This is a genomic window from Xanthomonas sp. SHU 308, from assembly GCF_000364645.1.
GTDB classification, from domain to species: domain Bacteria; phylum Pseudomonadota; class Gammaproteobacteria; order Xanthomonadales; family Xanthomonadaceae; genus Xanthomonas_A; species Xanthomonas_A sontii.
In genome coordinates this window covers 1-25,308 of sequence record NZ_AQOK01000337.1, presented here as the reverse complement: position 1 = coordinate 25,308, position 25,308 = coordinate 1, and the positions used below count along the sequence as shown (strand labels likewise).

The window sequence follows — 25,308 nt, the reverse complement described above, 5'->3', positions numbered from 1 at the left end:
TCGGATGTCGTTGTTGGCGCTGGCCCTGCTGGGCGCCTGCGCCGCGTCGGCGCAGGCCCAGGCGCCTGCGCAGGAGGAGTTCTACGGCACGCTGGAGCCGTTCGCCAGCGAGGCGGTGTACTTCGTGGTCACCGACCGCTTCGTCAACGGCGATCCCGGCAACGACCATCGCGACCAGGGCGGCGCGCACCGCACCTTCGATATCCCGATCCCGGCGCCGCCGGGCGAGAGCGACAACATCGGCTACCTCGGCGGCGACTTCAAGGGCGTGGTCGACAACGCCGGCTACATACGCGACCTGGGCTTCGGTGCGGTGTGGATCACCCCGATCGTCGACAACCCGGACGAGGCCTTCACCGGCGGCAAGCCGATCACCTGGGGCAGCTCGCTGAGCGACCGTGGCAAGACCGGTTACCACGGCTACTGGGGCGTCAATTTCTACAAGCTCGACGAACATCTGCCGAGCCCCGGTCTGGATTTCGCCGGCTTCACCCAGGCCATGCACGCGCAGCAGTTGAAGGTGGTGCTGGACATCGTCGGCAATCATGGCTCGCCGGCCTGGACCATGCCCAAGCGGCAGCCGATGTTCGGCCAGGTGTTCGACCGCGACGGCACGCTCATCGCCGATCACCAGAACCTGCCGCCGTCCAAGCTGGACCCGGCGCATAACCCGCTGCACGCGTTCTACAACACCGGCGGCAACCTGGCGCAGTTGTCCGATTTCAACGAGCGCAACCCGGCGGTGATGGAGTATCTGGTCGGCGCCTATTCGCAGTGGCTGGGGCAGGGCGCCGATGCGTTCCGGATCGACACCATCGGTTGGATGCCGGACAGCTTCTGGCACGAGTTCGTGCGCCGCATCCGCGCGCAGCGCCCGGGCATGTTCATGTTCGGCGAGGACTTCGACTACAACGCGCACAAGATCGCCGGCCACACCTGGGCCAACAACGCCGGCGTCAGCGTGCTGGATTTCCCGCTCAAGCAGGCACTGGCGGCGACGTTCGGCCACGCCCAGCGCGGCTACGAAACGCTGCAGCCGGCGCTGTACCTGGAACGCGGCCCGTACGCCAATCCGTACGAGCTGATGACCTTCTACGACAACCACGACATGGCGCGGCTGGACGCCAGCGACGCCGGTTTCATCGATGCGCACAACTGGCTGTTCACCGCGCGCGGCATCCCGGTGATCTACTACGGCTCGGAGACCGGCTTCATGCGCGGGCGCGCCGAGCATGCCGGCAACCGCAACTACTTCGGCCAGGCGCGGGTGAACGCGGCGCCGAGCAGTCCGATCTTCGCGCCGCTACGGCGCATCGCCACGCTGCGCCAGCGTAGCCCGGCGTTGCAGCGCGGCCTGCAGCTCAACCTGCAGCTGTCCGGCGACGAGGCGGTGTTCTACCGGGTGTTCCAGCATGCGGGCAGCACTCAGACCGCGCTGGTGCTGCTGAACAAGAGCGACGCGCCGCGCACGCTGGAAGTGCGCCGCTATCTGCAGCCCGGCACCTGGCACGACGGCTTCGACGGCAGCGCCACCGAGGTGACCGATGCGCTGCGCGCCGAGGTGCCGGCACATGGCGTGCGCGTGTTCCTGTCCGATGCGCCGATCGTGCGCCCGGACCTGCGCGCGCGGCTGCGCTGGCTGATGGCGGCCAAGGACGGCGTCGCGCCGACGCCGTGAACGCGGCGCTGCCGGTCGGCGTCAGCGCGCCGGCCGTCGGCGCGTCGGTGCCAGAGTAGGGCTCAGTTGCGCAGCAGCGAGGAGCCGCGCAGCGCCAGTGTCACCGGCAGGGTGCGGCTGCTCACCGGCTGCCCGGCGATCTGCGCCAGCAGGGTGTCCACCAGCACCGCACCGGCCAGCTTGGTGTCCTGCTGCACCGTCGACAACGCCGGATCGACGCTGGCCGCCACCGGGATATCGTCGAAGCCGGCCAGGGCCACGTCCTCGGGCACGCGCAGGCCGTGCTCGCGCAAGGCCTTCAGTGCACCGATCGCGATCAGGTCGCTGGCGGCGAACAGGGCATCGAAGCGCTCGCCGCGGCCGAGCAGGGCCAGGGCGGCCTCGTAGCCGGACTGCTCGGTGGTGATCGCATCGACCTGCAGCGCCGGCGTGGCGTCGGCGCCGGCCGCGCGCAGCGCCTGTAGATGGCCGCGGTAGCGTTCCAGGAATTCGGGGTAATGGTTGGAGGCGTCGCCGAGGAAGGCGATGCGGCGGCGGCCCTGCGCCAGCAGGTGCGCGGTGATGTCGTGCCCGCCCTGAAAGTTGTCGCTGCCGATCGACACGCCCGGCTGCCCGGGCAGCACCGCGCCCCAGCGCACGAAGTGCGTGCCCTGGTCGACCAGGTGCTGCAGCCGTTGCTGCGCCTGCAGGTAGTCGCCATAGCCGAGCAGGATCAGCCCGTCGGCCTTCTGGCTGTCGCCGTAGTCGGCGCGCCAGTTGTCCGACAACTGCTGGAACGACACCAGCAGGTCGTAGCCATGGCGGGCGCAAGCGCGGGTGATCGAGCCCAGCATCGAGTGGAAGAACGGGTTGATCAGCGAGTCGTCGGTGGTCGGGTCTTCGAAGAACAGCAGCGCCAGGGTGCCGGCATTGCGCAGGCGCAGGCTGGAGGCGTGCTTGTCGACCTTGTAGTTCAGCTCGCGCGCGATCGCCAGGATCTTGCGCCGGGTCTGCTCGTTGACCGCGGGACTGCCGCGCAGCGCGCGCGAGACCGTGGGTTGCGACACGCCTGCCAGATAGGCGATGTCCAGCGATGTGGCCTTGCCTTTGATGACGGCGCGTCCGGGTGCGGGGAAAACGTCGGCGAAGCATGCCATGGCGGCTGCTGGAGCTCTTGCTGCGGCGCAGCGAAGACCTCGGGCGCGCACCAGGAATGACCGTTTTGGTAAACGGCCGCAATTACCATTTTGGTAAAAGCTGGTTTACCATTCTTGTCTATCGACCTGATCCGGACATGGGTGGCCCGCGGCGACGCCGGCCGAGCGTGCGACATGAGCACTACCACCGCCCTCGCTTGAGTTCCCGCCCAAGGCTGTCCGAGCAGGCGCCCTTGTGGCGCCTTCTTTCTGTCCCGCGCCCAGGCTGGCCTGCCGCCGAGGTGGCGCGGACGTCATCCCCCAGTTTCCCTTTCCGCCGACTCCCATGATCACGATCACGCTCCCCGACGGCAGCCGCCGCGAATTCGAACACCCCGTCAGCCCCATGGACGTGGCCCAGTCCATCGGCCCCGGTCTGGCCAAGGCGACCATCGCCGGTCAGGTCGATGGCCGCCTGGTCGACGCCTGCGACCTCATCGACCACGACGCCAGCCTGCGCCTGATCACCGCCAAGGACGCCGAAGGCGTGGAGATCATCCGCCACTCCTGCGCGCACCTGGTCGGTCACGCGGTCAAGCAGCTGTATCCCGAGGTCAAGATGGTGATCGGCCCGGTCATCGCCGAAGGCTTCTACTACGACATCTACAGCGAGCGCCCGTTCACCCCCGAGGACATGGCGGCGATCGAGAAGCGCATGCAGGAGCTGATCGCGCAGGACTACGACGTGATCAAGAAGGTCACCCCGCGCGCCGAGGTGATCGAGCTGTTCAAGCAGCGCGGCGAGGACTACAAGCTGCGCCTGATCGAGGACATGCCCGACGACGTCACCGCGATGGGCCTGTACTACCACCAGGAATACGTGGACATGTGCCGCGGCCCGCACGTGCCGAACACGCGTTTTCTCAAGGCCTTCAAGCTGACCCGCATCTCCGGCGCCTACTGGCGCGGCGACGCCAAGAACGAGCAGCTGCAGCGCATCTACGGCACCGCCTGGGCCGACAAGAAGCAGCTCGAGGCCTACATCCTGCGCATGGAGGAGGCCGACAAGCGCGATCACCGCAAGATCGGCAAGCAGCAGGACCTGTTCCACCTGCAGGAGGAGGGCCCAGGCCTGGTGTTCTGGCACCCCAAGGGCTGGTCGATCTGGCAGGTGGTCGAGCAGTACATGCGCAAGGTCTACCGCGACAGCGGCTACGGCGAGGTGCGCTGCCCGCAGATCCTGGACGTGTCGCTGTGGCAGAAGTCCGGCCACTGGGACAACTACCAGGACAACATGTTCTTCACCGAGTCGGAGAAGCGCACCTACGCGGTCAAGCCGATGAACTGCCCCGGCCACGTGCAGGTGTTCAACCAGGGCCTGCACAGCTACCGCGACCTGCCGATCCGCTACGGCGAGTTTGGCGCCTGCCACCGCAACGAGCCGTCCGGCGCGCTGCACGGCATCCTGCGCGTGCGCGGCTTCACCCAGGACGACGGCCACATCTTCTGCACCGAGCAGCAGATCGAGGCCGAGGTCACCGCCTTCCACCAGCAGGCGCTGAAGGTGTACGGCGACTTCGGCTTCGACGACATCCAGATCAAGATCGCCTTGCGCCCGGAAAAGCGCCTCGGCGACGACGCCACCTGGGACAAGGCCGAGGCCGCCCTGCGCGCTGCGCTCGGCGCCTGCGGGGTGGAGTGGCAGGAACTGCCGGGCGAGGGCGCCTTCTACGGCCCGAAGATCGAGTACCACCTCAAGGACGCGATCGGTCGCACCTGGCAGCTCGGCACCATGCAGGTGGATTTCATGATGCCCGGCCGCCTCGGCGCCGAGTACGTGGACGAGCACAGCCAGAAGAAGCATCCGGTCATGCTGCACCGGGCCATCGTCGGGTCGATGGAGCGGTTCATCGGCATCCTGATCGAGCATCACGCCGGCATGTTCCCGGCCTGGCTGGCGCCGGTGCAGGCCGTGGTCATGAACATCACGGACGCACAGGCAGACTATGTAGACAACGTGCGGAAACTCCTTGCAAATCAAGGCTTCCGCATCGAGGCCGATTTGCGGAACGAAAAAATCGGTTATAAGATTCGCGAACACACGCTGCAGCGGGTGCCGTACCTGTTGGTCGCGGGCGACCGCGAGACGGAAAACGGCGCGATTGCGGTCCGTACGCGATCGGGGGAGGATCTGGGCACCATGTCGGTCGCCGCCTTCGCCGAACGGCTGCGCGCCGAGCAGTTGGCGTGACACCACCCTGGTGCGGACGGAGCCTCCGTCCGCGCCAGTCCGATTCCCCTGGGAGATTGCAACATCAGTACCCCTGACAACAAACAGAACCGCAAGAACCAAGAGATCCGCGTGCCGCGCGTGCGCGTGATCGGCGCGGACGGCGAGATGGTCGGCGTGTTGACCCGCGACGAAGCGCTGGCGCTGGCCGAAGAGGATGGACTCGATCTGGTCGAGATCCAGCCGCAGGCCGATCCGCCGGTCTGCAAGATCATGGACTTCGGCAAGTTCAAGTTCGAGCAGCAGAAAAAGGCCAACGAAGCCAAGAAGAAGACCAAGCAGGTCGAGATCAAGGAAATCAAGTTCCGTCCGGTCACCGACGAAGGCGATTACCAGATCAAGCTGCGCAACATGCGCCGTTTCATCGAGGAAGGCGACAAGGTCAAGGTCAACATCCGCTTCCGCGGTCGCGAGATGAGCCATCAGGAGCTCGGTCGCGAAATGGCCGCGCGGATCGAGGCCGATCTGGGCGAAGACATCGTCATCGAATCGCGTCCGCGCCTGGAAGGCCGGCAGATGGTGATGATGATCGCGCCGAAGAAGCGCTGACCCAGGCCAGGATCGCGCCCCGCCCCGTGCGGGCGCGCGGCCGCACGGGCGCCAACGGCGCCCACCGGCATGGTCATCCCCGCGTTTTTTGCCCCGGCGCAGGCTGCGTGGTGATGCCGTGCGCGCCGTTTTCGATTCCCCATTCCCCATTCTCGATTCCCGGCGCGCCAGTGCGCGCCCACCCGAACCGCATGATTTGCAAGGCATTCCAAGCCCTGGCATAATGCGCGGCCCAGTTCATCGGGTTTGCCGCTCGCGCGGCAATAGGACCCGCCCGGATCCTTAGTGGATCAAGGGCTTACAAGCAGGTAAGGGCACGGACGGAAAGTGTGGCGCAGCCACCGCCCTGACCAGTGACAAAACACCATCAAGGACATTGCAATGCCCAAGATCAAGACCAACCGGGCGGCGGCCAAGCGTTTCCGCAAGACCGCCTCCGGCAAGTACAAGGCCGGCCACGCCAACCGTAGCCACATCCTCACCAAGAAAGCGACCAAGCGGAAGCGCAACCTGCGGCAGACGAACCACGTCCGTGCCGAGGACGCAGGCCGTCTGGACCGTATGCTTCCCTACCTCTGAGGACTGAACCATGGCTCGAGTCAAGCGTGGCGTCCAGGCGCGCCGTCGTCACAAGAAAGTTCTGAACCTCGCCAAGGGCTACTACAACGCCCGTCGCAAGGTCTTCCGCGTCGCCAAGCAGGCGGTGATCAAGGCGCAGCAGTACGCCTACATCGGCCGCAAGCAGAAGAAGCGCAATTTCCGTTCGCTGTGGATCACCCGCATCAATGCGGCGGCCCGCATCAACGGCATGAGCTACAGCCGTTTCATGAACGGCCTGCTCAAGGCCGGCATCACCCTCGACCGCAAGGTGCTGGCGGACATCGCCGTGCACGACGCGCAGGGCTTTGCCGCCCTGGCGGAGAAGGCGAAGGGCGCGCTGGCGGCATAAGTTTGCGAGTCCCTGCAGGAACCCGCGCGTCCGCGTGCGGGGTTTCGGCGGGAGCCATCGCAGGCGTGCAGGGGAAGGGCGCAAGTCCTTCCCCTTTTGCGTTTTTGGGCGTCCCGATGCGGGGTGCCTGCCGGGTAGGTGAGGTCCCGCATCGGTGGGACACGGTGGCCACGGTTCGGCCGGAGCAGTGAGGCGCGAGTGCAATGAGTGAGATCGATTCCCTGAGCGGGCAGGCGCTGGCGGACATCGCCGCGGCGCAGAGTCCGGAGGCGCTGGAGCAACTGCGGGTCGCGCTGCTCGGCAAGAGCGGCAGCATCACCGCCCAGCTCAAGCAGCTCGGCGCGCTGGCGCCGGAGCAGCGCAAGCTGGCCGGCGAGGCGATCAACCGCGCGCGCGACACGGTGTCCGCCGCGCTGGCCGAGCGCCGCACGCTGCTGGAAACCGCGGCGCTGGACGCGCGCCTGGCCGCCGAGCGCATCGACGTGACCCTGCCGGGGCGGCGCGGCGAACGCGGCGGGCTGCATCCGGTCACCCGCACCCTGGAGCGCATCACCGAGATCTTCGCGCGGCTGGGCTACGAGTTGTCCGACGGCCCCGAGATCGAGGACGACTGGCACAACTTCGAGGCGTTGAATTTCCCGCCGCACCACCCGGCGCGGGCGATGCACGACACCTTCTATTTCGGCGACGGCCGCCTGCTGCGCACCCACACCTCGGGCGTGCAGGTGCGCTACATGGGGGAACATGCGCCGCCGCTGCGCATGATCGCCGCCGGCAAGGTCTACCGCAGCGACAGCGACCAGACCCATTCGCCGATGTTCCACCAGGTCGAAGGCCTGCTGGTCGACGAGCACGCGACCTTCGCCGACCTCAAGGGCACCCTGGCCGAGTTCGTGCGCGCGTTCTTCGAGCGCGATTTCCAGATGCGCTTCCGTCCCAGCTACTTCCCCTTCGTCGAGCCCGGCGCAGAGGTCGACATCGCCTGGCAGCAGCCCGACGGCAGCACCCGCTGGCTGGAAGTGCTCGGCTGCGGCATGGTGCACCCGAACGTGCTGCGCAACGTCGGCATCGACCCGGAGCGCTACACCGGCTTCGCCTTCGGCATGGGCGTGGAGCGCTTCGCGATGCTGCGCTACGGCGTCAACGACCTGCGCGCCTTCTTCGAGAACGACGTGCGGTTCCTGCGGCAGTTTGCTTGAGGCTGGGAGTCGGGAAACGGGAATCGGGAATGGGCAAAGCAACGCAAAGGCTCGTTTCCCCTCTCCGTTTCCGTTCCTAGTAGACCGCGTCTTCGATTCCCCATTCTCCATTCCCGATTCCCGGCCCTTCCATGAAATTCAGCGAAAACTGGCTGCGCAGCCACGTTCCGACCCAGGCCACGCGTGAGCAGCTCACGGCGACCCTGACCGCCATCGGCCTGGAGGTCGAGGAGGTCGTGCCGCTCGGCGACGGCCTGCAGCAGGTGGTGGTGGCGCGGATCGTCGAGGCTGCGCCGCATCCCGAGGCCGACCGGCTGCAGGTGTGCCGGGTCGATGCCGGGCAGGGTGAGCTGCTGCAGATCGTCTGCGGTGCGCCCAATGCGCGCGCGGGCCTGGTCGCGCCGCTGGCGCTGGTGGGCGCCCAGGTCGGCGGCATCGCGATCAAACCGGCCAAGCTGCGCGGCGTCGCGTCCAACGGCATGCTGTGCTCGGCCAAGGAGCTGGGCCTGGACAGCGATGCGTCCGGCCTGTTCGAACTGCCCGACGATGCGCCGATCGGCCAGGCGCTGATCGAGTATCTGGGCCTGCCCGACGCCAGCATTGAGATCAAGCTCACGCCCAATCGCGCCGACTGCTTCGGCGTGCGCGGCATCGCCTACGACGTGGCCGCGGCCTGCGGCAGCGACGTGTTGCCGCTGGCGGTGACGCCGGCCGCGGTGAGCAGCGAGCGTACGCTGCCGGTCGCGCTGGACGCGGGCGCCGACGCGCCGCGTTACTGCGGCCGCGTGGTCGAGGACCTGGATCCGGCGGCGAAGACGCCGCTGTGGATGGCCGAGCGCCTGCGCCGCAGCGGCGTGCGTCCGCTGTCGCTGCTGGTGGACATCACCCAGTACGTGATGCTGGAACTGGGCCAGCCGATGCATGCCTTCGACCTGGACACCTTGCAGGGTCCGGTCGGCGTGCGCCACGCGCGCGACGGCGAGACCCTGACCCTGCTCGATGGCCGCGAGGCCGTGCTGGATCCGGCGTTCCTGCTGATCACCGATGCCGATCGGCCGGTGGCGCTGGCCGGGCTGATGGGCGGCCACGCCACCCGGGTCACCGAGACCACCCGCCACGTGTTCCTGGAGGCCGCGCATTTCGCCCCGGCCGCGATCATGGGCCGCGGGCGCAAGCTCGGCCTGCACACCGATGCCGGTCACCGCTTCGAGCGCGGCGTGGATCCGGCGCTGCCGCGGCAGGCGCTGGAGCTGGCCACGCGGCTGGTGCTGGAGCTGGCCGGCGGGCGCGCCGGTCCGGTGGTCGAGGCCGCCTTGCCCGAATTCCTGCCGGCGCCGGCGCCGATCGCGCTGCGCCGCGCACGCATCCTGCGCGTGCTCGGCATCGAGATCGCCGACGCCGACGTCGAGCGCATCCTGCGCGCGCTGGGCATGGACGTGGTCGCCTCGGCCGACGGCTGGCAGGTCACCGCGCCGAGCCGCCGCTTCGACATCGCCATCGAAGAGGATCTGATCGAGGAGCTGGCGCGCATCCACGGCTACGACCGCCTGCCGACCACCTTGCCCGGCGGCGCCACGCGCATCGCCATGGACAGCGAGACCCAGCTGGACGAGCGCAGCGTGCGTCGCCAGTTGCTGGCGCGCGATCTGCTGGAAACCATCAACTACGCCTTCGTCGATGCCGCGCTGCTGGACCAGTGGGGCCTGCACGACGGGCGCGTGGCCCTGGCCAATCCGCTCAGCGCCGAACTGGCGGTGATGCGTCCGTCGTTGCTGCCTGGGCTGGTCGCCGCGCTGGGCCGCAACGCCGCGCGCCAGGCCGGGCGCGTGCGCCTGTTCGAGCTTGGCAAGGTGTTCGCCGCGGCGGCGGAAGCCGGCGCCGCGCCGACCGAAACCCAGCGGGTGGCGGCGGCGGTGTGCGGCGATGCCGACGCCCTGCAATGGGGCCTGCCGGCGCGCAAGGTCGATTTCCACGACCTCAAGGGCGACCTGGACGCCTTGGCCGCAGCCTCCGGCGCACGCCTGGACTACCGGCCGTCGGCGCACCCGTTCGCGCATCCGACCCGATCGGCCGACGTCTATCGCGACGACGTGCGGATCGGCTGGATCGGCCAACTGCATCCGCGGCTGCTGCAGGCGATGCAGATCGACGTCGATGTGCTGGCGTTCGAGCTGGACCTGGCGCCGCTGGCCGCGCGTGCCCTGCCACGCGCCGCCGAGCTGTCGCGGTTCCCGTCGGTGCGCCGCGACCTGGCCTTCGTGTTGCCGGAAGCGGTGAGTTGGGCGGCGCTGGCGCGCAGCGTGCGCGCGGCGGTGGGGCCTTTGCTGCGCGAGGTCGTGCTGTTCGACCGCTATGTCGGCGCGGGGGTCGAGGCTGGTTGCAAGAGTCTCGCTATGGGCTTGATTTTGCAGGACAACACGCGCACTCTGACAGACCGCGACGTGGAGGCGGTGGTCGCCGATGCGGTGGCCGCGCTGGCGCGGGAACACGACGCGCGGATGCGTGGTTGAGAAGCACAGGGGATAGCAGGGCGATGGCGTTGACCAAAGCGGAAATGGCCGAGCGGTTGTTCGACGAAGTCGGGCTGAACAAGCGCGAGGCCAAGGAATTCGTCGATGCGTTCTTCGACGTGCTGCGCGATGCGCTCGAGCAGGGGCGGCAGGTGAAGCTGTCCGGTTTCGGCAACTTCGACCTGCGCCGCAAGAACCAACGGCCCGGCCGCAATCCCAAGACCGGCGAAGAGATCCCGATTTCGGCGCGGACGGTGGTGACCTTCCGCCCCGGACAGAAGCTCAAGGAGCGAGTGGAGGCTTATGCTGGACCCGGGCAGTAACCGCGAACTTCCGCCGATTCCGGCCAAGCGCTACTTCACCATCGGTGAGGTCAGCGAGCTGTGCGACGTCAAGCCGCATGTGCTGCGCTACTGGGAGACCGAATTCCCCAGCCTGGAACCGGTCAAGCGGCGCGGCAACCGGCGCTACTACCAACGCCACGACGTGCTGATGGTGCGGCAGATCCGCAGTCTGCTGTACGAACAGGGCTATACCATCGGCGGCGCACGCCTGCGCCTGGAAGGCGAGGGTGCCCGCCAGGAATCGGCACTGAGCAACCAGATCATCAAGCAGGTGCGGCAGGAGCTGGAAGAAGTCCTGCAGTTGCTGCGGCGGTGAGCCACGGCGGCGCTGCTGCCGCTAGGAATGGCCGCGGCAAACCCGCTATAATCGCCAGCTCGCCGCAAGGCGGGTCCGCCATGACGGCGGAAACGCAACACACCGGGGTATAGCGCAGCCTGGTAGCGCACTAGTCTGGGGGACTAGTGGTCGTCGGTTCGAATCCGGCTACCCCGACCATCTTTCGAAGGCCCATGTCTGCGACATGGGCCTTTTTGTTTGGGCGCGTCGGATCGGCAGCGCACGTATGGCCGATGTCGGGAATGGGGTGCCCGCCGGGATGCCAACGCGTGTCGGTATCGCGATGTATGGCGATCTGTATCGGCGCAGGGAGGCTGGCGCGTCGCCGTAGACAAAATGCGTGGGATTGCGCTGTCCCGCGACGAGGTCGTCGCCCCACCAGAGCGGAAAGCCCCATGGGAACTGGGAGCTACGCAGCGTCAATGCGTTGACATTGATCACGTTAACATCGCGTCGATGGAACGTTCACGGGTCCTTGCTACGCTGAATAGCCGGACATGTAGTTGAACCCTCGCGTTACTGCGTCAAAAAAATGTCGGGTAACGCCTTGGTGGCGGCAGATGCCTGTGCCATAGTGCGTTGCAACACGAAGCTTCGCTGTTGGCCAGGGCCGTTCGTCCCAGGCAGGAATTGACACCGTAATCATCCTCCGACCGGGAACGGAACCCTGGCCGGCTGGGGGAGTGCGGCGCTTCGAAAACCAATCGACAGAGGGCATCAGCATCGCGCATGGGTAAACTTTCCGTGACCTTCCACTGGGCGCTGGCCCTGTTCTGCCTGGGGCTGCTGTCCGCATGCAGCAGCGGGCCGGCGATGCGTACCGACCTGCCGGCGGGCGATCCGCTTGCCGCTTCAATGGGCAAGCCGGAATACCTGCTCGGCCCGGGCGACCTGCTGACGGTCAAGGTGTTCCAGGTCGACGATCTGGAACGGCAGGTGCGGGTCGACAACGAGGGCCGCATCTCGCTGCCGCTGATCGGCGACGTGAAGGCCGCCGGCTCCAGCGTCAATGCGCTGCAGAAGGAGATCGCCGACCGCTACCGCAACGGCTATCTGCAGAACCCGCAGGTGTCGGTGCTGGTCGACGAGTTCACCGGCAACCGGGTCACGGTCACCGGCGCGGTCAGCGAGCCGGGCATCTATCCCATCCAGGGCTCCGCCTTGACCCTGCAGCAGGCGCTGTCGCTGGGCAAGGGCGTCAGCGACGTGGCCAGCCGCGGCAATGTGGTGGTGTTCCGCACCGTCGGTGGACAGAAGATGCTGGCGCGTTTCGATCTGCGCGAGATCCAGAAGGGCGCCGCGCCGGATCCGGCGATCTACGGCGGCGACATCGTGGTGGTGTACCGCTCCGATGCGCTGGTCTTGCTGCGCACCGTGGTGCAGCTGACCCCGTTCGTGATGGTCTGGAGGGCCTACCGATGAGCGCCTCCACCTTGCCTCCCGTTTCCGCGCCGCGCCCGCGTCCTGTGGGTGCCCCGCTGAGCCCGGCCGACATCGGCCTGCTGGATTACTGGAATGCGCTGTACCGGCAGCGTTGGCTGATCACCGGCATCACCGGGGCAGTCGTCCTGCTGGCGTTGCTGGTCCTCCTGCTGATGACGCCGAAGTATCGGGCCACCAGCGTGCTGCAGATCGAGCGCGAATCGCTCAACGTCGCCAATGTCGCCAATCTGATGCCGGTGGAATCGCCGCAGGATCGCGACTTCTACCAGACCCAGTACGAACTGCTCGGCAGCCGGTCGCTGGCGCGGCAGGTGATCCGCGAGGCCAAGTTGACCGAGGCGCCGGCGTTCAAGCCGCTGGTCGACGAAGCCCTGGAGAAGCTGCAGGACAACGGCGACGGGCGTGCGCCGACGCCGCAGGCGCGTGCCGCCGCGGCGGAGAACGCGCTGGTCGGTCCGGTGCTGGACGCCTTGACCATCGAGCCGGTGCGCGACTCGCGCCTGGTGCGGATCAACTTCGATTCGCCCGACCGGGTGCTGGCCACGCGCGTGGCCAACACCTACGCCAAGATGTTCATCGCCTCGACCCAGGAACGCCGGCTGCAGGCGTCCTCGTTCGCCGCGCGCTACCTGTCCGAACGCCTGGCGCAGCTGCGCGACAAGGTCGAGGAGTCGGAGAAGAACGCGGTCGACTATTCCAGCCAGGAACAGATCGTGTCGATGGGCGACGACAAGCCCTCGCTGCCCACGCAGAACATGAGCGAACTGAATGTGCGCCTGGCCGCGGCGCAGGACGCGCGGATCAAGGCCGAGGCGGCCTGGCGCCAGGCCGGCATCGGCGACGGCATGGGCCTGCCGCAGGTGGTCAGCAACCCGCTGATCCAGAATCTGCGCGCCGAGCAGGCCAAGATGACCGCCGATTACCAGCAGAAGCTGGCGACGTTCCAGCCCGGCTACCCGGAGATGCAGCGCCTGCAGAATCAGATCGCCGAGACCAAGCGGCAGATCGCCGACGAGGTCGCCAATATCCGCAGCGCGCTGAAGAACGACTACGAGTCGGCGCGTCAGCAGGAAACCTTGCTGGCCGACCGCATCGCCGCCCTGAAGAACGACGAACTGGACCTGCAGACCCGCAGCATCCGCTACACCATGCTGCGCCGCGAGGCCGATACCAACCGCCAGCTCTACGACGCGCTGCTGCAGCGCTACAAGGAGATCGGCGTGGTCGGCAACGTAGGCACCAACAACATTTCGATCGTCGACCGCGCCGATGTGCCGGGCAAGCCGAGTTCGCCGAAGAAGCTGCTCGGCCTGGCGCTGGCCTTCGTGTTCGGCCTGTTCCTGGCGGTGGCGGTGGCGCTGGTGCGCTACTTCATCCGCGAGGCCGAAGCCGCGGCGGCGGCCTCGGCGTGATGTCGCGGTGTCATGGCGCGCCGCACCGCGCGAGGCGCGGGTGCGTGCCGCACCGCACACAACGGCATCGGTTCGACGCACAGTCTTCAGTGAGGTGATACGTGGTTCAGCTAGGCAATGAGGTGCTCCATTATTTTCCAGCGCGGTTGTACGAAGACGTTGTTCTGTTGAAGTAATCACGGGCTGCCGTGGACCTGGGGTCGGCGAGGGAGGCGCCGCAGCGGTCCACAGGCAGGCGAAATCGAGGCCCGGCGGCGTCGCATGTTCCCCCGCATGCCGATCGACCGGGTTTGGATAGGAATCCCGATCATGCTTTTGGCAGACCTGAGTAGCGCCACCTATACGACCTCCTCGCCGCGCATGTTGTCCAAGTACGCGGCCGCGGCAGACATCCTGTTGCGCGTGTCCGACCTGACCGTCATGGTCGGCGGCGCGTTGCTCACCCACCGGTTGCTGTTCGGCACCTGGATGCCGGAACCGGCCTACAGGGTGGCGATCGGCACCACCCTGCTGTACGCGGTGATCTGCTTCGCGCTGTTCCCGCTGTACCGCAGCTGGCGCGGGCGCGGCCTGTTGCGCGAGATGATGGTGTTGAGCCTGGCCTGTGGCGGCGTGTTCGCCCTGTTCGCCATGCATGCCTTCGTGGTGCAGTTCGGCCAGCAGGTCTCGCGGCTGTGGATCGGCACCTGGTTCGTCACCAGCCTGGGAACGTTGCTGCTCTCGCGCACGCTGGTGCGCGGCGTGCTCAACCGGTTGCGCTCCGAAGGCGTGGACGTGCAGCGCGTGGTCGTGGTCGGCCTGCGCCATCCGGTGGTGAAGATCCACAACTACCTGAGCCGCAATCCCTGGGTGGGCATGCAGGTGGTGGGCTACTTCAGCAGCGACTACGACCTGTCGGTGGCCGACCATCCGCAGAAGCTGCAGTGCCTGGGCGAGGGCACCGCAGACGCGCTGATCGACTACCTCGACGACCACCAGGTCGAGCAGGTGTGGATCTCGTTGCCGCTGGGCGAACGCGACCATATCAAGCAGCTGCTGCAGCGCATGGACCGCTATCCGATCCAGGTCCGGCTGATTCCCGATCTGTTCGACTTCGGCATGCTCAACCAGTCCGGCGACCAGATCGGCAACGTACCGGTGATCAACCTGCGCCAGGGCGGCGTGGACCGCAACACCTACTTCGTGGTCGCCAAGGCGCTGCAGGACAAGCTGGTGGCCCTGGCCGCACTGGCCGTGCTGTGGCCGCTGATGCTGGCGATCGCGGTGGGCGTGAAGCTGAGCTCGCCGGGCCCGGTGTTCTTCCGCCAGCGCCGCCACGGCCTGGGCGGGCGCGAGTTCTACATGTACAAGTTCCGCTCCATGCGCGTGCAGCAGGAGCCCAGCGACGTGGTGGTGCAGGCCACGCGCGGCGACAGCCGGGTGACCCGTTTCGGTGCGTTCCTGCGCCGCACCAGCCTGGACGAACTGCCGCAGCTGTTCAACGTGCTCGGTGGCAGTATGTCGGTGGTGGGGCCGCGTCCGCACGCGGCGCAGCACAACACCCACTACGAAAAGCTGATCCACCATTACATGCAGCGGCACTACGTCAAGCCGGGCATCACCGGCTGGGCGCAGGTCAACGGCTTCCGCGGCGAGACGCCGGAACTGCGCACGATGAAGAAGCGCATCCAGTACGACCTGGACTACATCCGCCGCTGGTCGTTGTGGCTGGACACGCGGATCATCGTGCTGACCGCGTTCAAGGTGCTCGGGCAGAAGACCGCCTACTGATGCGCCCGATGCGTCTTCTTCCCGCCGACCGTGAACAGCGCCGGCGTCGCTTCCGCGTCGCCGTCGTTCCCGTGCTGCGTGCGTCGAACGGCGTGGCGCGCGACACGTTTTTGCCGCGCGTGACGGCAGCCGATGGCCGCGTTGGCGTGCAACGCGCCGCCGCTGCAGCGAGGTGCGCATGCTGAGCGTGCCGGACATGCCGCTGCGCGAGCAGCGCCGCAACCTGCTGATCGAGCTGGTACTGCTGTTCGCCGTCGGCTACAACTTCGTGCTGGCCGTGATCAACGCCAAGGTGTTCCGGGTCAGCCCGGCGATGACCTACGCGGTGGAACTGGCGGTCTATGCGGCCTGTTTCCTGCTTGGCATGCGCGCGCTGGACCGCAAGCGCATGGCGATGGTGTTCACCGGCATCGCGCTGCTGGCGCTGCTGATGCTGGTGCGCCTGTTCATGGCGTGGACGCTGGATCCGAAGTTCTTCCGCGATGCGCTGATCCCGTTCGCCTTCCTGATGCTCGGCGCGGCCTATACCGGCTCGCTGCCGCGCATGTTCGTGCGCATGGCGCTGCTGGTGTCGCTGGTCGCGGTGTTCGAACTGGCGCTGCCCAAGGTCTACGGCGACGTGGTCAACCCCAAGAGCTATTTCGTCAACGCGCGCGGCGCCAGCGCGTCTAGCTTCTGGAATCAGGACAGCAACCTGTTCGTCAGTGCGACACGGCCGGGTGCGCGCAATTTCCTGCCGTCGTCGAACCTGCCGCGCGCCTCCTCGGTATTCATCGAGCCGGTGACGATGGGCAACTTCATCATCTTCTTCACCGCGATCCTGCTGACATTCTGGCGCTGGATGCGGCCGTTGGCGATCGTCGCCTCGGTGGCGATGATCGGCTTCCTGATCGTGGCCTCGGACGGGCGCCTGGCCGCCGGTACCTGCGTGATGATGGCGCTGCTGAGTCCGTTGCTGCTGCGCATGGACCAGCGCCTGGGCTTCTTGATCTTCTTCGCGGTGATGGGCGGAGCGTGGCTGCTGGTGTGGGCCTCCGGCATCCAAAGCTACGAGGACACCACGTTGGGCCGGGTGTTCTTCACCGTCGATTCGATCCGCAGGATGAGCGCCGATGCGTGGATGGGGCTGGACGTGGACCAGCCGTACCGCTACTTCGACAGCGGCATCGCCTACTTCATCTCCTCGCAGTCGGTGCTGCTGGTGCTGGCGTTCCTGCTGGCGTACTCGTTCGCGATGCTGATGCGCACCATCGAAGGGCAGTTGTTCAAGAACCTGCTGATCTTCGCCTTCTCGCTGAGCCTGCTGGTCTCCAACGGCTACTTCTCGATCAAGACCGCGGCGCTGTGGTGGTTCGTCTGCGGGTGCCTGTGGCAGATGACGCCGCGCCTGCGCGAGTCAGCCGCAGTGCCTGCGGCGCCGGCTCCCCGCATCCCGGCGGTGCCGGCATGAGCGCGCCCGCCACGGCCGTCTCCGCGTCCGTGCCGGCGCAGGGGCGCGGCGCACGGGCGAGCGCGCCGCGCGACATGCGCATCGATGCGGCCAAGGCGATCGCGATCCTGCTGGTGGTGTTCGGCCATGCCAAGGGCATTCCGCACGCCTACGTGATCCTGGCCTACAGCTTCCACGTGCCGATGTTCTTCCTGTTGTCGGGCTGGGTCGGCGAGGCCTTCGGCAACCGCCCGCTGACCCTGGCCACGGTCGGCAAGCTGGCGCGCAGCCTGCTGCTGCCGTACGTGACGTTCTTCTTCGTCGCCTACGCGTATTGGATGCTGACCCGGCATATCGGCAGCAAGGCGCAGCTGTGGGGCGATCGGCCGTGGTGGGAGCCGCTGCTGGGCCTGGTCAGCGGCATCGGGCCCAAGCTCTACGTGATGCCTGCGCTGTGGTTCCTGCCGGCGCTGTTCGTGACCACGCTGGCCTATCTGGCGCTGCGCCGGACGCTGTCGTTGCCGGCCCTGGCCGCGCTGTCGCTGCCGCTGGCGTGGGGCTGGGCCTGCTGGTTCCCAGGGCAGGACATGCGCCTGCCGTTCTCCCTGGACGTGCTGCCGGTGGCGCTGTGCTTCTTCGCGATCGGCGCGCTCGCCGCCACGCGGGCGCAGTGGTGGCCGGCGCGGCCTGCCGGCAATGCGCTGGCGGCGCTGCTGCTGGGCGCGGCCTGGTTCGCGATCGCCTGGCACAACGGCCGCGTGGACGTGAACATGCTCAAGTTCGGCGATTCCCCGCTGGCGTTCCTCGCCGCCAGCCTGCTCGGCAGCGCCATGGCGCTGTGCGTCGCCGGGCTGCTGCAGCACTGGGCCTGGGTGCAGTGGATCGGACGCAACACCTTGCTGATCCTGTGCACGCATACCTTGTTGTTCTCGGTGATGGCCGGCGTCGCCGCCCGCACCGGTCTGGTCCGCGGCGATGCCTGGGGACCGGCCTGGGCGGTGTCGGTGAGTGTGCTGGCGGTACTGGCCAGCGTGCCGATCCGCATGGTGCTGGTGCGGATCGCGCCGTGGATGATCGGCGTGCGCCGCAGTGCGGTCGCGGGAGCGACGGCATGAAGGTGGTGCACGTGGTGCGCCAGTTCCATCCGTCGGTCGGCGGCATGGAGGAGGTGGTGCTGAATATCGCGCGCCGCCATCTGCAGCAGGGCCGCGACCAGGTCGAAGTGGTGAGCCTGGAGCGGGTGTTCACCGATCCGCAGCAGCGCCTGGCGCCGCGCGACAGCCATCAGGGTGTGCCGATCGTGCGCTTGCCGTACCGCGGCTCCTCGCGCTACCCGCTGGCGCCGTCTGTTTTGTCGGCAGTGCGCGGCGCCGATCTGCTGCACGTGCACGGCATCGATTTCTTCTACGACTTCCTGGCCCTGACCCGACCGCTGCACCGTGTGCCGATGATCGTCTCCACCCATGGCGGTTTCTTCCATACCACCTATGCCTCGCGCCTGAAGATGCTCTGGTTCAAGACCCTCACCCGTGCCTCCGCACTCGCCTACGCGCGGGTGGTGGCGACCAGCGAGAACGACGGCCAACTGTTCTCGCAGGTGGTCGCGCCGCAGCGGCTGCGGGTGATCGAGAACGGCGTGGACGTGGACAAGTTCGCCGGGCAGGGCAGCGCCACGCCCGGGCGCACGCTGATCTACTTCGGGCGCTGGTCGGTCAACAAGGGCCTGCTGGAGACCCTGGACCTGCTGCGCGCGCTGGCCGCGCAGGATCCGGCCTGGCAGTTGATCGTGGCCGGGCGCGAATACGACTTCAGCGTGGCCGACCTGCAGCAGGCGATCGCCGAGCGCGGCCTGCAGCAGCGGGTGCGCCTGCAGGTGGCGCCGACCCAGGCGCAACTGGCGCAGTTGCTCGGCAGCGCGCAGTACTTCGTGTGCCTGTCGCGGCACGAGGGCTTCGGCCTGGCCGCGGTGGAGGCGATGAGCGCGGGGCTGCTGCCGATCCTCAGCGACATCCCGCCGTTTGCGCGCCTGCAGCGCGAGTCGGGGCAGGGCGTGCTGGTCGATCCGGCCGATGCGCAGGCGGCCGCGGCCACGGTGCGTGCCTTCGCCGCCGGCACTGATGTGGACTTCGCCGCGCAGCGCGCAGCGGCGATGGCCTACGCGCATCGCTACGACTGGGATCGTGTGGTCGGCGCCTATCTGGACGAATATCGCCTGGCGCTGGGCGGCACGGAGGGCGGCCGATGAGCGGCGAGAGCCAGCGCCATGGCACGTCGCAGCAGGCCGCGCCGGCGGTCACCGTGCTGCTGTCCACCGAGCGCCCGACCGCGACCACCAATCCCTATCTGACCCAGCTCTACGCGGCGTTGCCGCCGCAGGTGCAACTGCGCTTCTTCTCGATGCGCGCGGCACTGCTGTCGCGCTACGACGTGCTGCACCTGCATTGGCCGGAGTACCTGCTGCGGCACCGCACCGCGCTCGGTGCGCTGGCCAAGCAGCTCTGTGTCGCCGTTCTGCTGCTGCGCCTGCGCCTGGCCGGCGTGCCGCTGGTGCGCACCCTGCACAACGTGGCGCCGCACGAGGACAAGGGCTGGCGCGAACGCCTGCTGCTGCGCTGGATCGACCGCCAGACCGCGCGCTGGATCCGCATCAATGCGACCACGCCCGAACGCACGCCGGCCACCGACACCATCCTGCACGGCCATTATCGCGACTGGTACGCGCCGCTGCTGCAACCGCCGCGTGTCCCCGGGCGCCTGCTGCATTTCGGGCTGCTGCGCCCGTACAAGGGCGTGGAGACGCTGATCGCGACGTTCGGCGCGCTGCCCGATCCGCAACTCAGCCTGCGCATCGCCGGCAATCCGATCGATGCGCAGATCCGCGGGGTGGTCGAGCGCGCCTGCGCCGAGGATCCGCGGATCAGTGCGCGCCTGCAGTACGTGGAGGACGCGATGCTGGCGCAGGAGGTCGGGGAGGCGGAACTGGTGGTGCTGCCGTACCGGCAGATGCACAACTCCGGCACCCTGCTGCTGGCGCTGTCGCTGGCGCGCCCGGTGCTGGCGCCGTGGAGCGAGGCCAATGCCGCCATCGCCGACGAAGTCGGCGCGCAGTGGGTGCAGCTGTACCGCGGCGAGCTGGATGCGGCGCAACTGGCGCAGGCCCTGGCGCACGCGCAGCAGTTGCCGGCCGACGCCGTGCCGGACCTGTCGCGGCGCGACTGGAACGGCATCGGTCTGCAGCATTACCGCAGCTATCTGCAGGCGCTGACCGTGCGCCGCGGGGAGGACGCATGAGCAGCGCCGAGACCCCGCGGCCGGCAGCGCCGCAACCCGGACTGGGCGCCCGCGCCGCCGGCGGCGCGGCGGTGACCATGGCCGGGCAGCTGGCCAAGATGGTGGTGCAATTCGGCGGCATCATTCTGCTGGCGCGGCTGCTGACGCCCTACGACTACGGCCTGATGGCGATGGTGACGGCGATCGTCGGCATGGCCGAGATCCTGCGCGACTTCGGCCTGTCCTCGGCCGCGATCCAGGCCAAGCACGTCAGCCGCGAGCAGCGCGACAACCTGTTCTGGATCAACAGCGGCATCGGCCTGGCGCTGGCGATCGTGGTGTTCCTGTCCTCGTCGTGGATCGCGCACTTCTACCGCGAGCCGGCCTTGCTCGGCATCTCGCAGGCGCTGGCGGTGACCTTCCTGTTCAACGGCATGACCACGCAATACCGCGCGCACCTGAGCCGCGCGCTGCGCTTCGGCCAGGTCTCGCTGAGCGACGTCGGCGCGCAGGTGCTGGGCCTGCTGGCCGGCGTCGGCGTGGCCCTGGCCGGCTACGGCTACTGGGCGCTGGTCTGGCAGCAAGTGGTACAGGCCCTGGTCAATCTGCTGATCGCCGGCGCCTGTGCGCGCTGGCTGCCGCGCGGCTACCGGCGCGATGCGCCGATGCGCACCTTCCTGAGCTTCGGCTGGAATCTGATGGCGGCGCAGTTGCTCGGCTATGCCAGCCGCAACGTCGGCCAGGTGATCATCGGCCACCGCATCGGCGCCGAAGCGCTGGGCCTGTACAACCGCGCGTTCCAGCTGCTGATGATGCCGCTGAACCAGATCAACGCACCGGCCACCTCGGTGGCGCTGCCGGTGCTGTCGCAGCTGCAGGACGATCCGTCGCGCTTCGGTAACTTCCTGCTGCGCGGGCAGACGGTGATGGTGCACCTGATCGTCGCACTATTCTCCTTCGCCTGTGCGCTGGCGATGCCGCTGATCGTGCTGGTGCTGGGCGAGCAGTGGCGGCCGGCGGTGCCGCTGTTCCAGGTGCTGACCCTCGGCGGCATCTTCCAGACCGCCTCCTACGCCACTTACTGGGTGTTCCTGGCGCTGGGCCTGATGCGCCAGCAACTGGTGTACTCGGTGGTGGGGCGGGTGATGCTGATCGCCTGCATCTTCGCCGGCTCGCTGTGGGGCGTGATGGGCGTGACCGTGGGCTACACGCTGGGTCTGCTGGTGATGTGGCCGCTGTCGGTGATCTGGATCGCGCGCATCGCGCCGCAGATCCCGGCCTGGGAGCTGTTCAACAACGCCTTGCGCGCGGTGCTCGGCTACGGCGTCTGCGGCGTTGCCGCGTACTTCGCCGCACAGCAGTGGGGTGGCGCGTCGTTGTGGCTGCAACTGATCGTCGGCGCGGTGGCGATGGCGCTGGGCTGCCTGCTGGTATTCGCGCTGTGGCCGGCGTTCCGCCGCGATGTGTTGGCGATCCTGCAGATGCGTACGCTGTTGCGTCAGGCGCGGGGGCCGCGATGAACGCCGGACTGCCGCGTCTTTCTTTCCCTTCCATCCGCCTAGGAGCGAGCGCATGAGCGATTCTTCCGCAGCGGCGCTGCCCGCATCGGCACCGGCCGCGGCCACCAGTGGGCGTGCGCCGTGCTATCTGGTGCTGTCGGCGCACGACTACCGCACGCCGCGTCGCGCCAACATCCACTTCATTGCCGACGAGCTGGCCAAGCGCGGCACCACCCGCTTCTTCTCGCTGCGCTACAGCCTGCTGTCGCGGCTCAAGGGCGACCTGCGCCTGCCGCTGGACGCCACCGCCAACCAGGTGGTCCGCCACAACGGCGTGGACTGCTATCTGTGGCGCGCGCTGCTGCATCCGTTCAACACCCGGCGGCGCTGGCTGCGGCCGCTGGAAGACCTGATGTTCAAGGTCTACGCGGCGCGTGCGCCGGACACGCTGATCCGCTGGATGCGCGAGGCCGACGTGATCGTGTTCGAAAGCGGCATCGCGGTGGCGTTCATCGCGCTGGCGGCGCGGATCAACCCGACCGCACGCAAGGTGTACCGCGCCTCCGACGGCTTGAGCACGATCAACGTCGCCGACTACATCGAGCGCGAATTCGACCGCGTGGCGCCGAGCCTGGACGTGATCGCGCTGGTGTCGCCGGCGATGGCCGAGGAGGTCGCCAGCCGCCACAACGTGTACCACGTCGGTCATGGCGTGGACCACGACCTGCACACGCTCGGCGACCCCTCGCCGTACGGGGAGGGCATCCATGCGGTGGCGGTGGGCTCGATGCTGTTCGATCCCGATTTCTTCGTCGCCGCCAGCCGCGCCTTTCCGCAGGTCACCTTCCACGTGATCGGCTCGGGCATGGGGCGCGCGCCGGGCTATGGCGACAACGTGGTGGTGTACGGCGAGATGAAGCACGCCGAGACCATCCGCTACATCAAGCACGCCCGCTTCGGCATCGCCCCGTACGCGTCCGAGCAGGTGCCGGCGTATCTGGCCGACAGTTCGATGAAGCTGCTGCAGTACGACTTCTTCGGCCTGCCGGCCGTCTGTCCCAATGCCGTGGTCGGCCGCTATCCGTCGCGCTTCGGTTACACGCCCGGCGACGAGGCGTCGATCATCACGGCGATCGGGCAGGCGCTGCAGGCGCCGCACGTGCGCCATCGGCAGTGCCTGAGCTGGTCCGATACCACCGACCGGGTGCTGGACCCGGCCGCCTACCCGGAGACCCGTCTGTTCGCCGACGGCGTGGCCTGAGTCCACGCCCCGGCTTGTCCGCCGTACCCCCGCGCAACCAAGGAGGACCGATGTCCGCATTGCAAAAATGGATCGATTACGAAGAGCGCCGGGCGCTGTTCTGGTGGAAGCCGAAGAACGGCGAGATCAACGTCGGCGATCATCTTTCCAAGATCATCGTCTCCAACGTGCTTGGCCAGCGCGACCGCACCTTGCTGGACAAGCGCGACAAGCGCACGCGGCTGATCGCGATCGGCTCGGTGCTCCATTTCGCCCGCGACGGCGACACCGTGTGGGGCAGCGGCGTCAACGGCAAGATTCCCGCCGACCGCCATACCTTCCGCCAGCTCGACGTGCGTGCGGTGCGCGGCCCCAAGACCCGCGCGTTCCTGCGCGAGCGCGGCCTGCAGGTGCCGGAGGTCTACGGCGATCCGGGTCTGCTGATGCCGTTGTTCTTCCCGCGCGAGGCGCTGTTGCCGCCATCGGCACGGCAGCCGTTCCTGGTGGTGCCGCACTTCAACGAACCGTTGGACAAGTATGCGCAGTACAAGGACCACCTGGTGCTGCCGAACCGCCAGCCGGCCGCCTTCGTGCGGCAATTGCTCGGCGCCGACCTGGTCGTGTCCAGCTCCTTGCACGGCCTGATCCTGGCCGAAGCCTACGGCGTGCCGTCGGTGTACCTGGACTGGGGCAACGGCGAGGACCGCTTCAAGTACGACGACTACTACGCCGGCACCGGCCGCAGCCGCTGGCATGCCGGGCACACGGTGGAGGAATGCGTGGCGCTGGGCGGCAATACCGTGTTCGACCTGGCCGCGGTGCAACGCGGCCTGCTGGAGAGCTTTCCGCATGACCTCTGGTGAGCGCGCGACCGGCGAGGTGCTGGCGCTGGGCGGTTATCCGATCCTGCGCAGCACCGAGACCGAGTTCGTTGCCGCGTTGCTGCAGGCGCTGGCGCGCGGCGAGCGCCGCCAGGTGTTCTTCGCCAACACCAACTTCGTGGTGCAGTGCCAGGCCCTGCGTGCGCAACTGGCTGCGCCGGACGTGTGCATCGTCAACGACGGCATCGGCATGGACCTGGGCGCGCTGCTGGTGCACGGCCGCCGCTTCGCCGGCAACCTCAACGGCACCGATCTGATTCCGGCGCTGTGCCGGCAGAGCCCGCGGCCGCTGCGCTTCTTCCTGCTCGGCGGCCGGCCCGGCGTGGCCGACGCCGCGGCGCAGACCTTGCGGCAGTCGCTGGGGCAGCAGGTGGTCGGTACCTGCGATGGCTATGCCGAGTTCGCCGCGGCCGGCGACGGGCTGGCCGCGCGCATCAACGCCAGTGGGGCCGACGTGCTGCTGGTGGCGTTCGGCAATCCGCTGCAGGAGCGCTGGCTGCTGCAGCAGGCGGGGCAACTGCAGGTGCCGCTGGCGTTCGGCGTGGGCGCGTTGCTGGACTTCCTGTCCGGCACCGCCCGGCGCGCGCCGGCCTGGGTGCGCCGGCTGCGCCTGGAATGGATCTACCGCCTGCTGCGCGAGCCGCGGCGCCTGCTCAAGCGCTACAGCTGGGATCTGCTGGTGTTCTTCGCGCTGTGCCTGCGGCATGGCAGGCGGCTGGGCGCCACGCCGCCTGCACGGGACTCGCTGCGCCCCTCGTGACGTCGACCGGCCGCCGCCGCGGAAATGGCGCGGCCTGACATCCGCACGGCCGTGCGCCGGATTAGACTGGACGCATGTCCAGCGCCGCCGCCTTCCGAATCGCCGCCTTGGTGCGCGACCTGTCGCTGCTGCCGCACCCGGAAGGCGGGCGCTACGCGCGCGTGCATACCTCGGCCCTGATGGTGCAGCACGAGCAGACGCTGCGCCCGGCCTGCACCGCGATCCGCTTCCTGCTGGCGCAGGGCGAAGTCAGCAATTGGCACCGCATCGATGCCGACGAGACCTGGCAATGGGAAGAGGGCGGGGCACTGGAACTGCTGGGCTTCGATCCGCAGCATGGCCTGCAGCGCTACCGCCTGGATGCCAGCGAGCGTGGCGGCATGCCGTCGGTGGTGATCGCGGCCGGCACCTGGCAGGCCGCGCGTCCGCTGGCCGACTACTGCCTGGTGCGCTGCGTGGTGGCGCCGGGTTTCCTGTGGGAGCGCTTCGAACTGCTGGCGGACACCGACCCGCTGGCCACGCACCTGCCGAAGCTGGCGGACTGATGACGGCGCGGCGCGGGATGCGCGCAGCGACCGCGCCGGGGGCCGTCGCGCGCCGGCTCGGCTCGGCGTTGTGCCTGGCGGCGGCGTT

Annotated in this window: 23 protein-coding genes and 1 tRNA gene; 22 read left to right on the top strand and 2 right to left on the bottom strand. The window is 68.1% G+C overall.

The genetic code is table 11. The features are described 5' to 3' along the window. The first annotated feature begins 4 nt into the window (after positions 1 to 4). On the top strand, positions 5 to 1,678 hold the full coding sequence (locus D588_RS0111765; RefSeq protein ID WP_198526762.1) for an alpha-amylase family glycosyl hydrolase: 1,674 nt from the start codon (positions 5 to 7) through the stop codon (positions 1,676 to 1,678). Between the two features lie 62 nt (positions 1,679 to 1,740). On the opposite strand, the gene D588_RS0111760 is transcribed toward D588_RS0111765, so the two are convergent. Next, positions 1,741 to 2,814 (bottom strand): LacI family DNA-binding transcriptional regulator, encoded by a 1,074-nt coding sequence (locus tag D588_RS0111760; protein ID WP_017916114.1) that lies wholly within the window; start codon positions 2,812 to 2,814, stop codon positions 1,741 to 1,743. Positions 2,815 to 3,139: 325 nt separating this feature from the next. Here D588_RS0111760 and thrS point away from each other — a divergent pair, with 325 nt between their 5' ends. Beyond that, complete coding sequence (gene thrS / locus D588_RS0111755; RefSeq protein WP_017911219.1) at positions 3,140 to 5,044, top strand: threonine--tRNA ligase; 1,905 nt, start codon at positions 3,140 to 3,142, stop codon at positions 5,042 to 5,044. Positions 5,045 to 5,107: 63 nt separating this feature from the next. Beyond that, positions 5,108 to 5,632, top strand: a complete 525-nt coding sequence (gene infC, locus D588_RS0111750; RefSeq protein WP_304412340.1) for a translation initiation factor IF-3 — start codon at positions 5,108 to 5,110, stop codon at positions 5,630 to 5,632. 73 nt (positions 5,633 to 5,705) lie between these two features. On the opposite strand, the gene D588_RS28200 is transcribed toward infC, so the two are convergent. After that, complete coding sequence (locus D588_RS28200; RefSeq protein WP_198526761.1) at positions 5,706 to 5,873, bottom strand: hypothetical protein; 168 nt, start codon at positions 5,871 to 5,873, stop codon at positions 5,706 to 5,708. A 140-nt stretch (positions 5,874 to 6,013) separates the two neighbouring features. Between D588_RS28200 and rpmI the strand changes: the two genes are divergently transcribed. The 19 genes from rpmI to D588_RS0111655 all read left to right on the top strand — a co-directional run bounded on the left by rpmI (position 6,014) and on the right by D588_RS0111655 (position 25,220). Continuing rightward, complete coding sequence (gene rpmI, locus D588_RS0111745) at positions 6,014 to 6,211, top strand: 50S ribosomal protein L35 (RefSeq protein WP_010342861.1); 198 nt, start codon at positions 6,014 to 6,016, stop codon at positions 6,209 to 6,211. A gap of 10 nt (positions 6,212 to 6,221) precedes the next feature. Continuing rightward, positions 6,222 to 6,581, top strand: coding sequence for a 50S ribosomal protein L20 (gene rplT / locus D588_RS0111740; protein ID WP_010342859.1), 360 nt, complete (start codon positions 6,222 to 6,224; stop codon positions 6,579 to 6,581). Positions 6,582 to 6,784: 203 nt separating this feature from the next. Next, the gene (gene pheS, locus D588_RS0111735) at positions 6,785 to 7,780 is read left to right on the top strand and encodes a phenylalanine--tRNA ligase subunit alpha (RefSeq protein WP_010342858.1); all 996 of its coding nucleotides are present in this window, start codon (positions 6,785 to 6,787) and stop codon (positions 7,778 to 7,780) included. A gap of 131 nt (positions 7,781 to 7,911) precedes the next feature. Next, complete coding sequence (pheT, locus tag D588_RS0111730) at positions 7,912 to 10,290, top strand: phenylalanine--tRNA ligase subunit beta (protein WP_017916113.1); 2,379 nt, start codon at positions 7,912 to 7,914, stop codon at positions 10,288 to 10,290. A gap of 23 nt (positions 10,291 to 10,313) precedes the next feature. Beyond that, positions 10,314 to 10,613, top strand: a complete 300-nt coding sequence (locus D588_RS0111725; RefSeq protein ID WP_003466661.1) for an integration host factor subunit alpha — start codon at positions 10,314 to 10,316, stop codon at positions 10,611 to 10,613. Then, positions 10,594 to 10,950: a MerR family transcriptional regulator gene (locus tag D588_RS0111720; protein WP_009597860.1), complete on the top strand. Its 357-nt coding sequence runs from the start codon at positions 10,594 to 10,596 to the stop codon at positions 10,948 to 10,950. The genes D588_RS0111725 and D588_RS0111720 overlap by 20 nt, the downstream gene beginning before the upstream one ends. A gap of 103 nt (positions 10,951 to 11,053) precedes the next feature. Further along, positions 11,054 to 11,130 (top strand) — tRNA-Pro (locus D588_RS0111715). 570 nt (positions 11,131 to 11,700) lie between these two features. Beyond that, positions 11,701 to 12,393 carry a polysaccharide biosynthesis/export family protein gene (locus D588_RS0111710; RefSeq protein WP_026143621.1) on the top strand — a complete coding sequence of 231 codons (693 nt, stop codon included), beginning with the start codon at positions 11,701 to 11,703 and terminating at the stop codon, positions 12,391 to 12,393. After that, positions 12,390 to 13,826 (top strand): GumC family protein, encoded by a 1,437-nt coding sequence (locus tag D588_RS0111705; protein WP_026143620.1) that lies wholly within the window; start codon positions 12,390 to 12,392, stop codon positions 13,824 to 13,826. Before D588_RS0111710 ends, D588_RS0111705 begins: the two co-directional genes overlap by 4 nt. Before the next feature lie 309 nt (positions 13,827 to 14,135). Continuing rightward, positions 14,136 to 15,596, top strand: coding sequence for an undecaprenyl-phosphate glucose phosphotransferase (locus tag D588_RS0111700; RefSeq protein WP_017916111.1), 1,461 nt, complete (start codon positions 14,136 to 14,138; stop codon positions 15,594 to 15,596). A 178-nt stretch (positions 15,597 to 15,774) separates the two neighbouring features. Then, complete coding sequence (locus D588_RS0111695) at positions 15,775 to 17,046, top strand: hypothetical protein (protein WP_017916110.1); 1,272 nt, start codon at positions 15,775 to 15,777, stop codon at positions 17,044 to 17,046. Next, positions 17,043 to 18,140, top strand: coding sequence for an acyltransferase family protein (locus tag D588_RS0111690; protein WP_017916109.1), 1,098 nt, complete (start codon positions 17,043 to 17,045; stop codon positions 18,138 to 18,140). Before D588_RS0111695 ends, D588_RS0111690 begins: the two co-directional genes overlap by 4 nt. Beyond that, positions 18,137 to 19,270, top strand: coding sequence for a glycosyltransferase family 4 protein (locus D588_RS0111685; protein WP_017916108.1), 1,134 nt, complete (start codon positions 18,137 to 18,139; stop codon positions 19,268 to 19,270). Before D588_RS0111690 ends, D588_RS0111685 begins: the two co-directional genes overlap by 4 nt. Beyond that, a complete protein-coding gene (locus tag D588_RS0111680) occupies positions 19,267 to 20,316 on the top strand; it encodes a GDP-mannose--glycolipid 4-beta-D-mannosyltransferase (protein ID WP_017916107.1) in 1,050 nt (349 codons plus the stop codon). The genes D588_RS0111685 and D588_RS0111680 overlap by 4 nt, the downstream gene beginning before the upstream one ends. Further along, positions 20,313 to 21,815 (top strand): lipopolysaccharide biosynthesis protein, encoded by a 1,503-nt coding sequence (locus tag D588_RS0111675; protein WP_017916106.1) that lies wholly within the window; start codon positions 20,313 to 20,315, stop codon positions 21,813 to 21,815. The genes D588_RS0111680 and D588_RS0111675 overlap by 4 nt, the downstream gene beginning before the upstream one ends. A 52-nt stretch (positions 21,816 to 21,867) precedes the next feature. Beyond that, positions 21,868 to 23,055 carry a glycosyltransferase gene (locus D588_RS0111670; RefSeq protein ID WP_017916105.1) on the top strand — a complete coding sequence of 396 codons (1,188 nt, stop codon included), beginning with the start codon at positions 21,868 to 21,870 and terminating at the stop codon, positions 23,053 to 23,055. A 50-nt stretch (positions 23,056 to 23,105) separates the two neighbouring features. Continuing rightward, positions 23,106 to 23,897, top strand: coding sequence for a polysaccharide pyruvyl transferase family protein (locus D588_RS0111665; RefSeq protein ID WP_017916104.1), 792 nt, complete (start codon positions 23,106 to 23,108; stop codon positions 23,895 to 23,897). Next, positions 23,884 to 24,675 (top strand): WecB/TagA/CpsF family glycosyltransferase, encoded by a 792-nt coding sequence (locus D588_RS0111660; protein WP_017916103.1) that lies wholly within the window; start codon positions 23,884 to 23,886, stop codon positions 24,673 to 24,675. The genes D588_RS0111665 and D588_RS0111660 overlap by 14 nt, the downstream gene beginning before the upstream one ends. Before the next feature lie 74 nt (positions 24,676 to 24,749). Further along, positions 24,750 to 25,220 (top strand): cupin domain-containing protein, encoded by a 471-nt coding sequence (locus D588_RS0111655; RefSeq protein ID WP_017916102.1) that lies wholly within the window; start codon positions 24,750 to 24,752, stop codon positions 25,218 to 25,220. Positions 25,221 to 25,308: the final 88 nt, after the last annotated feature.

Bases quoted from the DNA above. Each gene is read 5' to 3' on its own strand.
- D588_RS0111725 (WP_003466661.1), top strand. From the start codon at position 10,314: ATGGCGTTGACCAAAGCGGAAATGGCCGAGCGGTTGTTCGACGAAGTC.
- D588_RS0111670 (WP_017916105.1), top strand. From the start codon at position 21,868: ATGAGCGATTCTTCCGCAGCGGCGCTGCCCGCATCGGCACCGGCCGCG.
- rpmI (WP_010342861.1), top strand. From the start codon at position 6,014: ATGCCCAAGATCAAGACCAACCGGGCGGCGGCCAAGCGTTTCCGCAAG.
- D588_RS0111765 (WP_198526762.1), top strand. From the start codon at position 5: ATGTCGTTGTTGGCGCTGGCCCTGCTGGGCGCCTGCGCCGCGTCGGCG.
- D588_RS0111720 (WP_009597860.1), top strand. From the start codon at position 10,594: ATGCTGGACCCGGGCAGTAACCGCGAACTTCCGCCGATTCCGGCCAAG.
- thrS (WP_017911219.1), top strand. From the start codon at position 3,140: ATGATCACGATCACGCTCCCCGACGGCAGCCGCCGCGAATTCGAACAC.
- pheS (WP_010342858.1), top strand. From the start codon at position 6,785: ATGAGTGAGATCGATTCCCTGAGCGGGCAGGCGCTGGCGGACATCGCC.
- D588_RS0111760 (WP_017916114.1), bottom strand. From the start codon at position 2,814: ATGGCATGCTTCGCCGACGTTTTCCCCGCACCCGGACGCGCCGTCATC.
- D588_RS0111680 (WP_017916107.1), top strand. From the start codon at position 19,267: ATGAGCGGCGAGAGCCAGCGCCATGGCACGTCGCAGCAGGCCGCGCCG.
- D588_RS0111665 (WP_017916104.1), top strand. From the start codon at position 23,106: ATGTCCGCATTGCAAAAATGGATCGATTACGAAGAGCGCCGGGCGCTG.
- D588_RS0111655 (WP_017916102.1), top strand. From the start codon at position 24,750: ATGTCCAGCGCCGCCGCCTTCCGAATCGCCGCCTTGGTGCGCGACCTG.
- D588_RS0111660 (WP_017916103.1), top strand. From the start codon at position 23,884: ATGACCTCTGGTGAGCGCGCGACCGGCGAGGTGCTGGCGCTGGGCGGT.
- D588_RS0111705 (WP_026143620.1), top strand. From the start codon at position 12,390: ATGAGCGCCTCCACCTTGCCTCCCGTTTCCGCGCCGCGCCCGCGTCCT.
- D588_RS0111685 (WP_017916108.1), top strand. From the start codon at position 18,137: ATGAAGGTGGTGCACGTGGTGCGCCAGTTCCATCCGTCGGTCGGCGGC.
- D588_RS0111690 (WP_017916109.1), top strand. From the start codon at position 17,043: ATGAGCGCGCCCGCCACGGCCGTCTCCGCGTCCGTGCCGGCGCAGGGG.
- D588_RS0111675 (WP_017916106.1), top strand. From the start codon at position 20,313: ATGAGCAGCGCCGAGACCCCGCGGCCGGCAGCGCCGCAACCCGGACTG.
- D588_RS0111710 (WP_026143621.1), top strand. From the start codon at position 11,701: ATGGGTAAACTTTCCGTGACCTTCCACTGGGCGCTGGCCCTGTTCTGC.
- D588_RS0111700 (WP_017916111.1), top strand. From the start codon at position 14,136: ATGCTTTTGGCAGACCTGAGTAGCGCCACCTATACGACCTCCTCGCCG.
- pheT (WP_017916113.1), top strand. From the start codon at position 7,912: ATGAAATTCAGCGAAAACTGGCTGCGCAGCCACGTTCCGACCCAGGCC.
- D588_RS0111695 (WP_017916110.1), top strand. From the start codon at position 15,775: ATGCTGAGCGTGCCGGACATGCCGCTGCGCGAGCAGCGCCGCAACCTG.
- rplT (WP_010342859.1), top strand. From the start codon at position 6,222: ATGGCTCGAGTCAAGCGTGGCGTCCAGGCGCGCCGTCGTCACAAGAAA.
- D588_RS28200 (WP_198526761.1), bottom strand. From the start codon at position 5,873: ATGAACTGGGCCGCGCATTATGCCAGGGCTTGGAATGCCTTGCAAATC.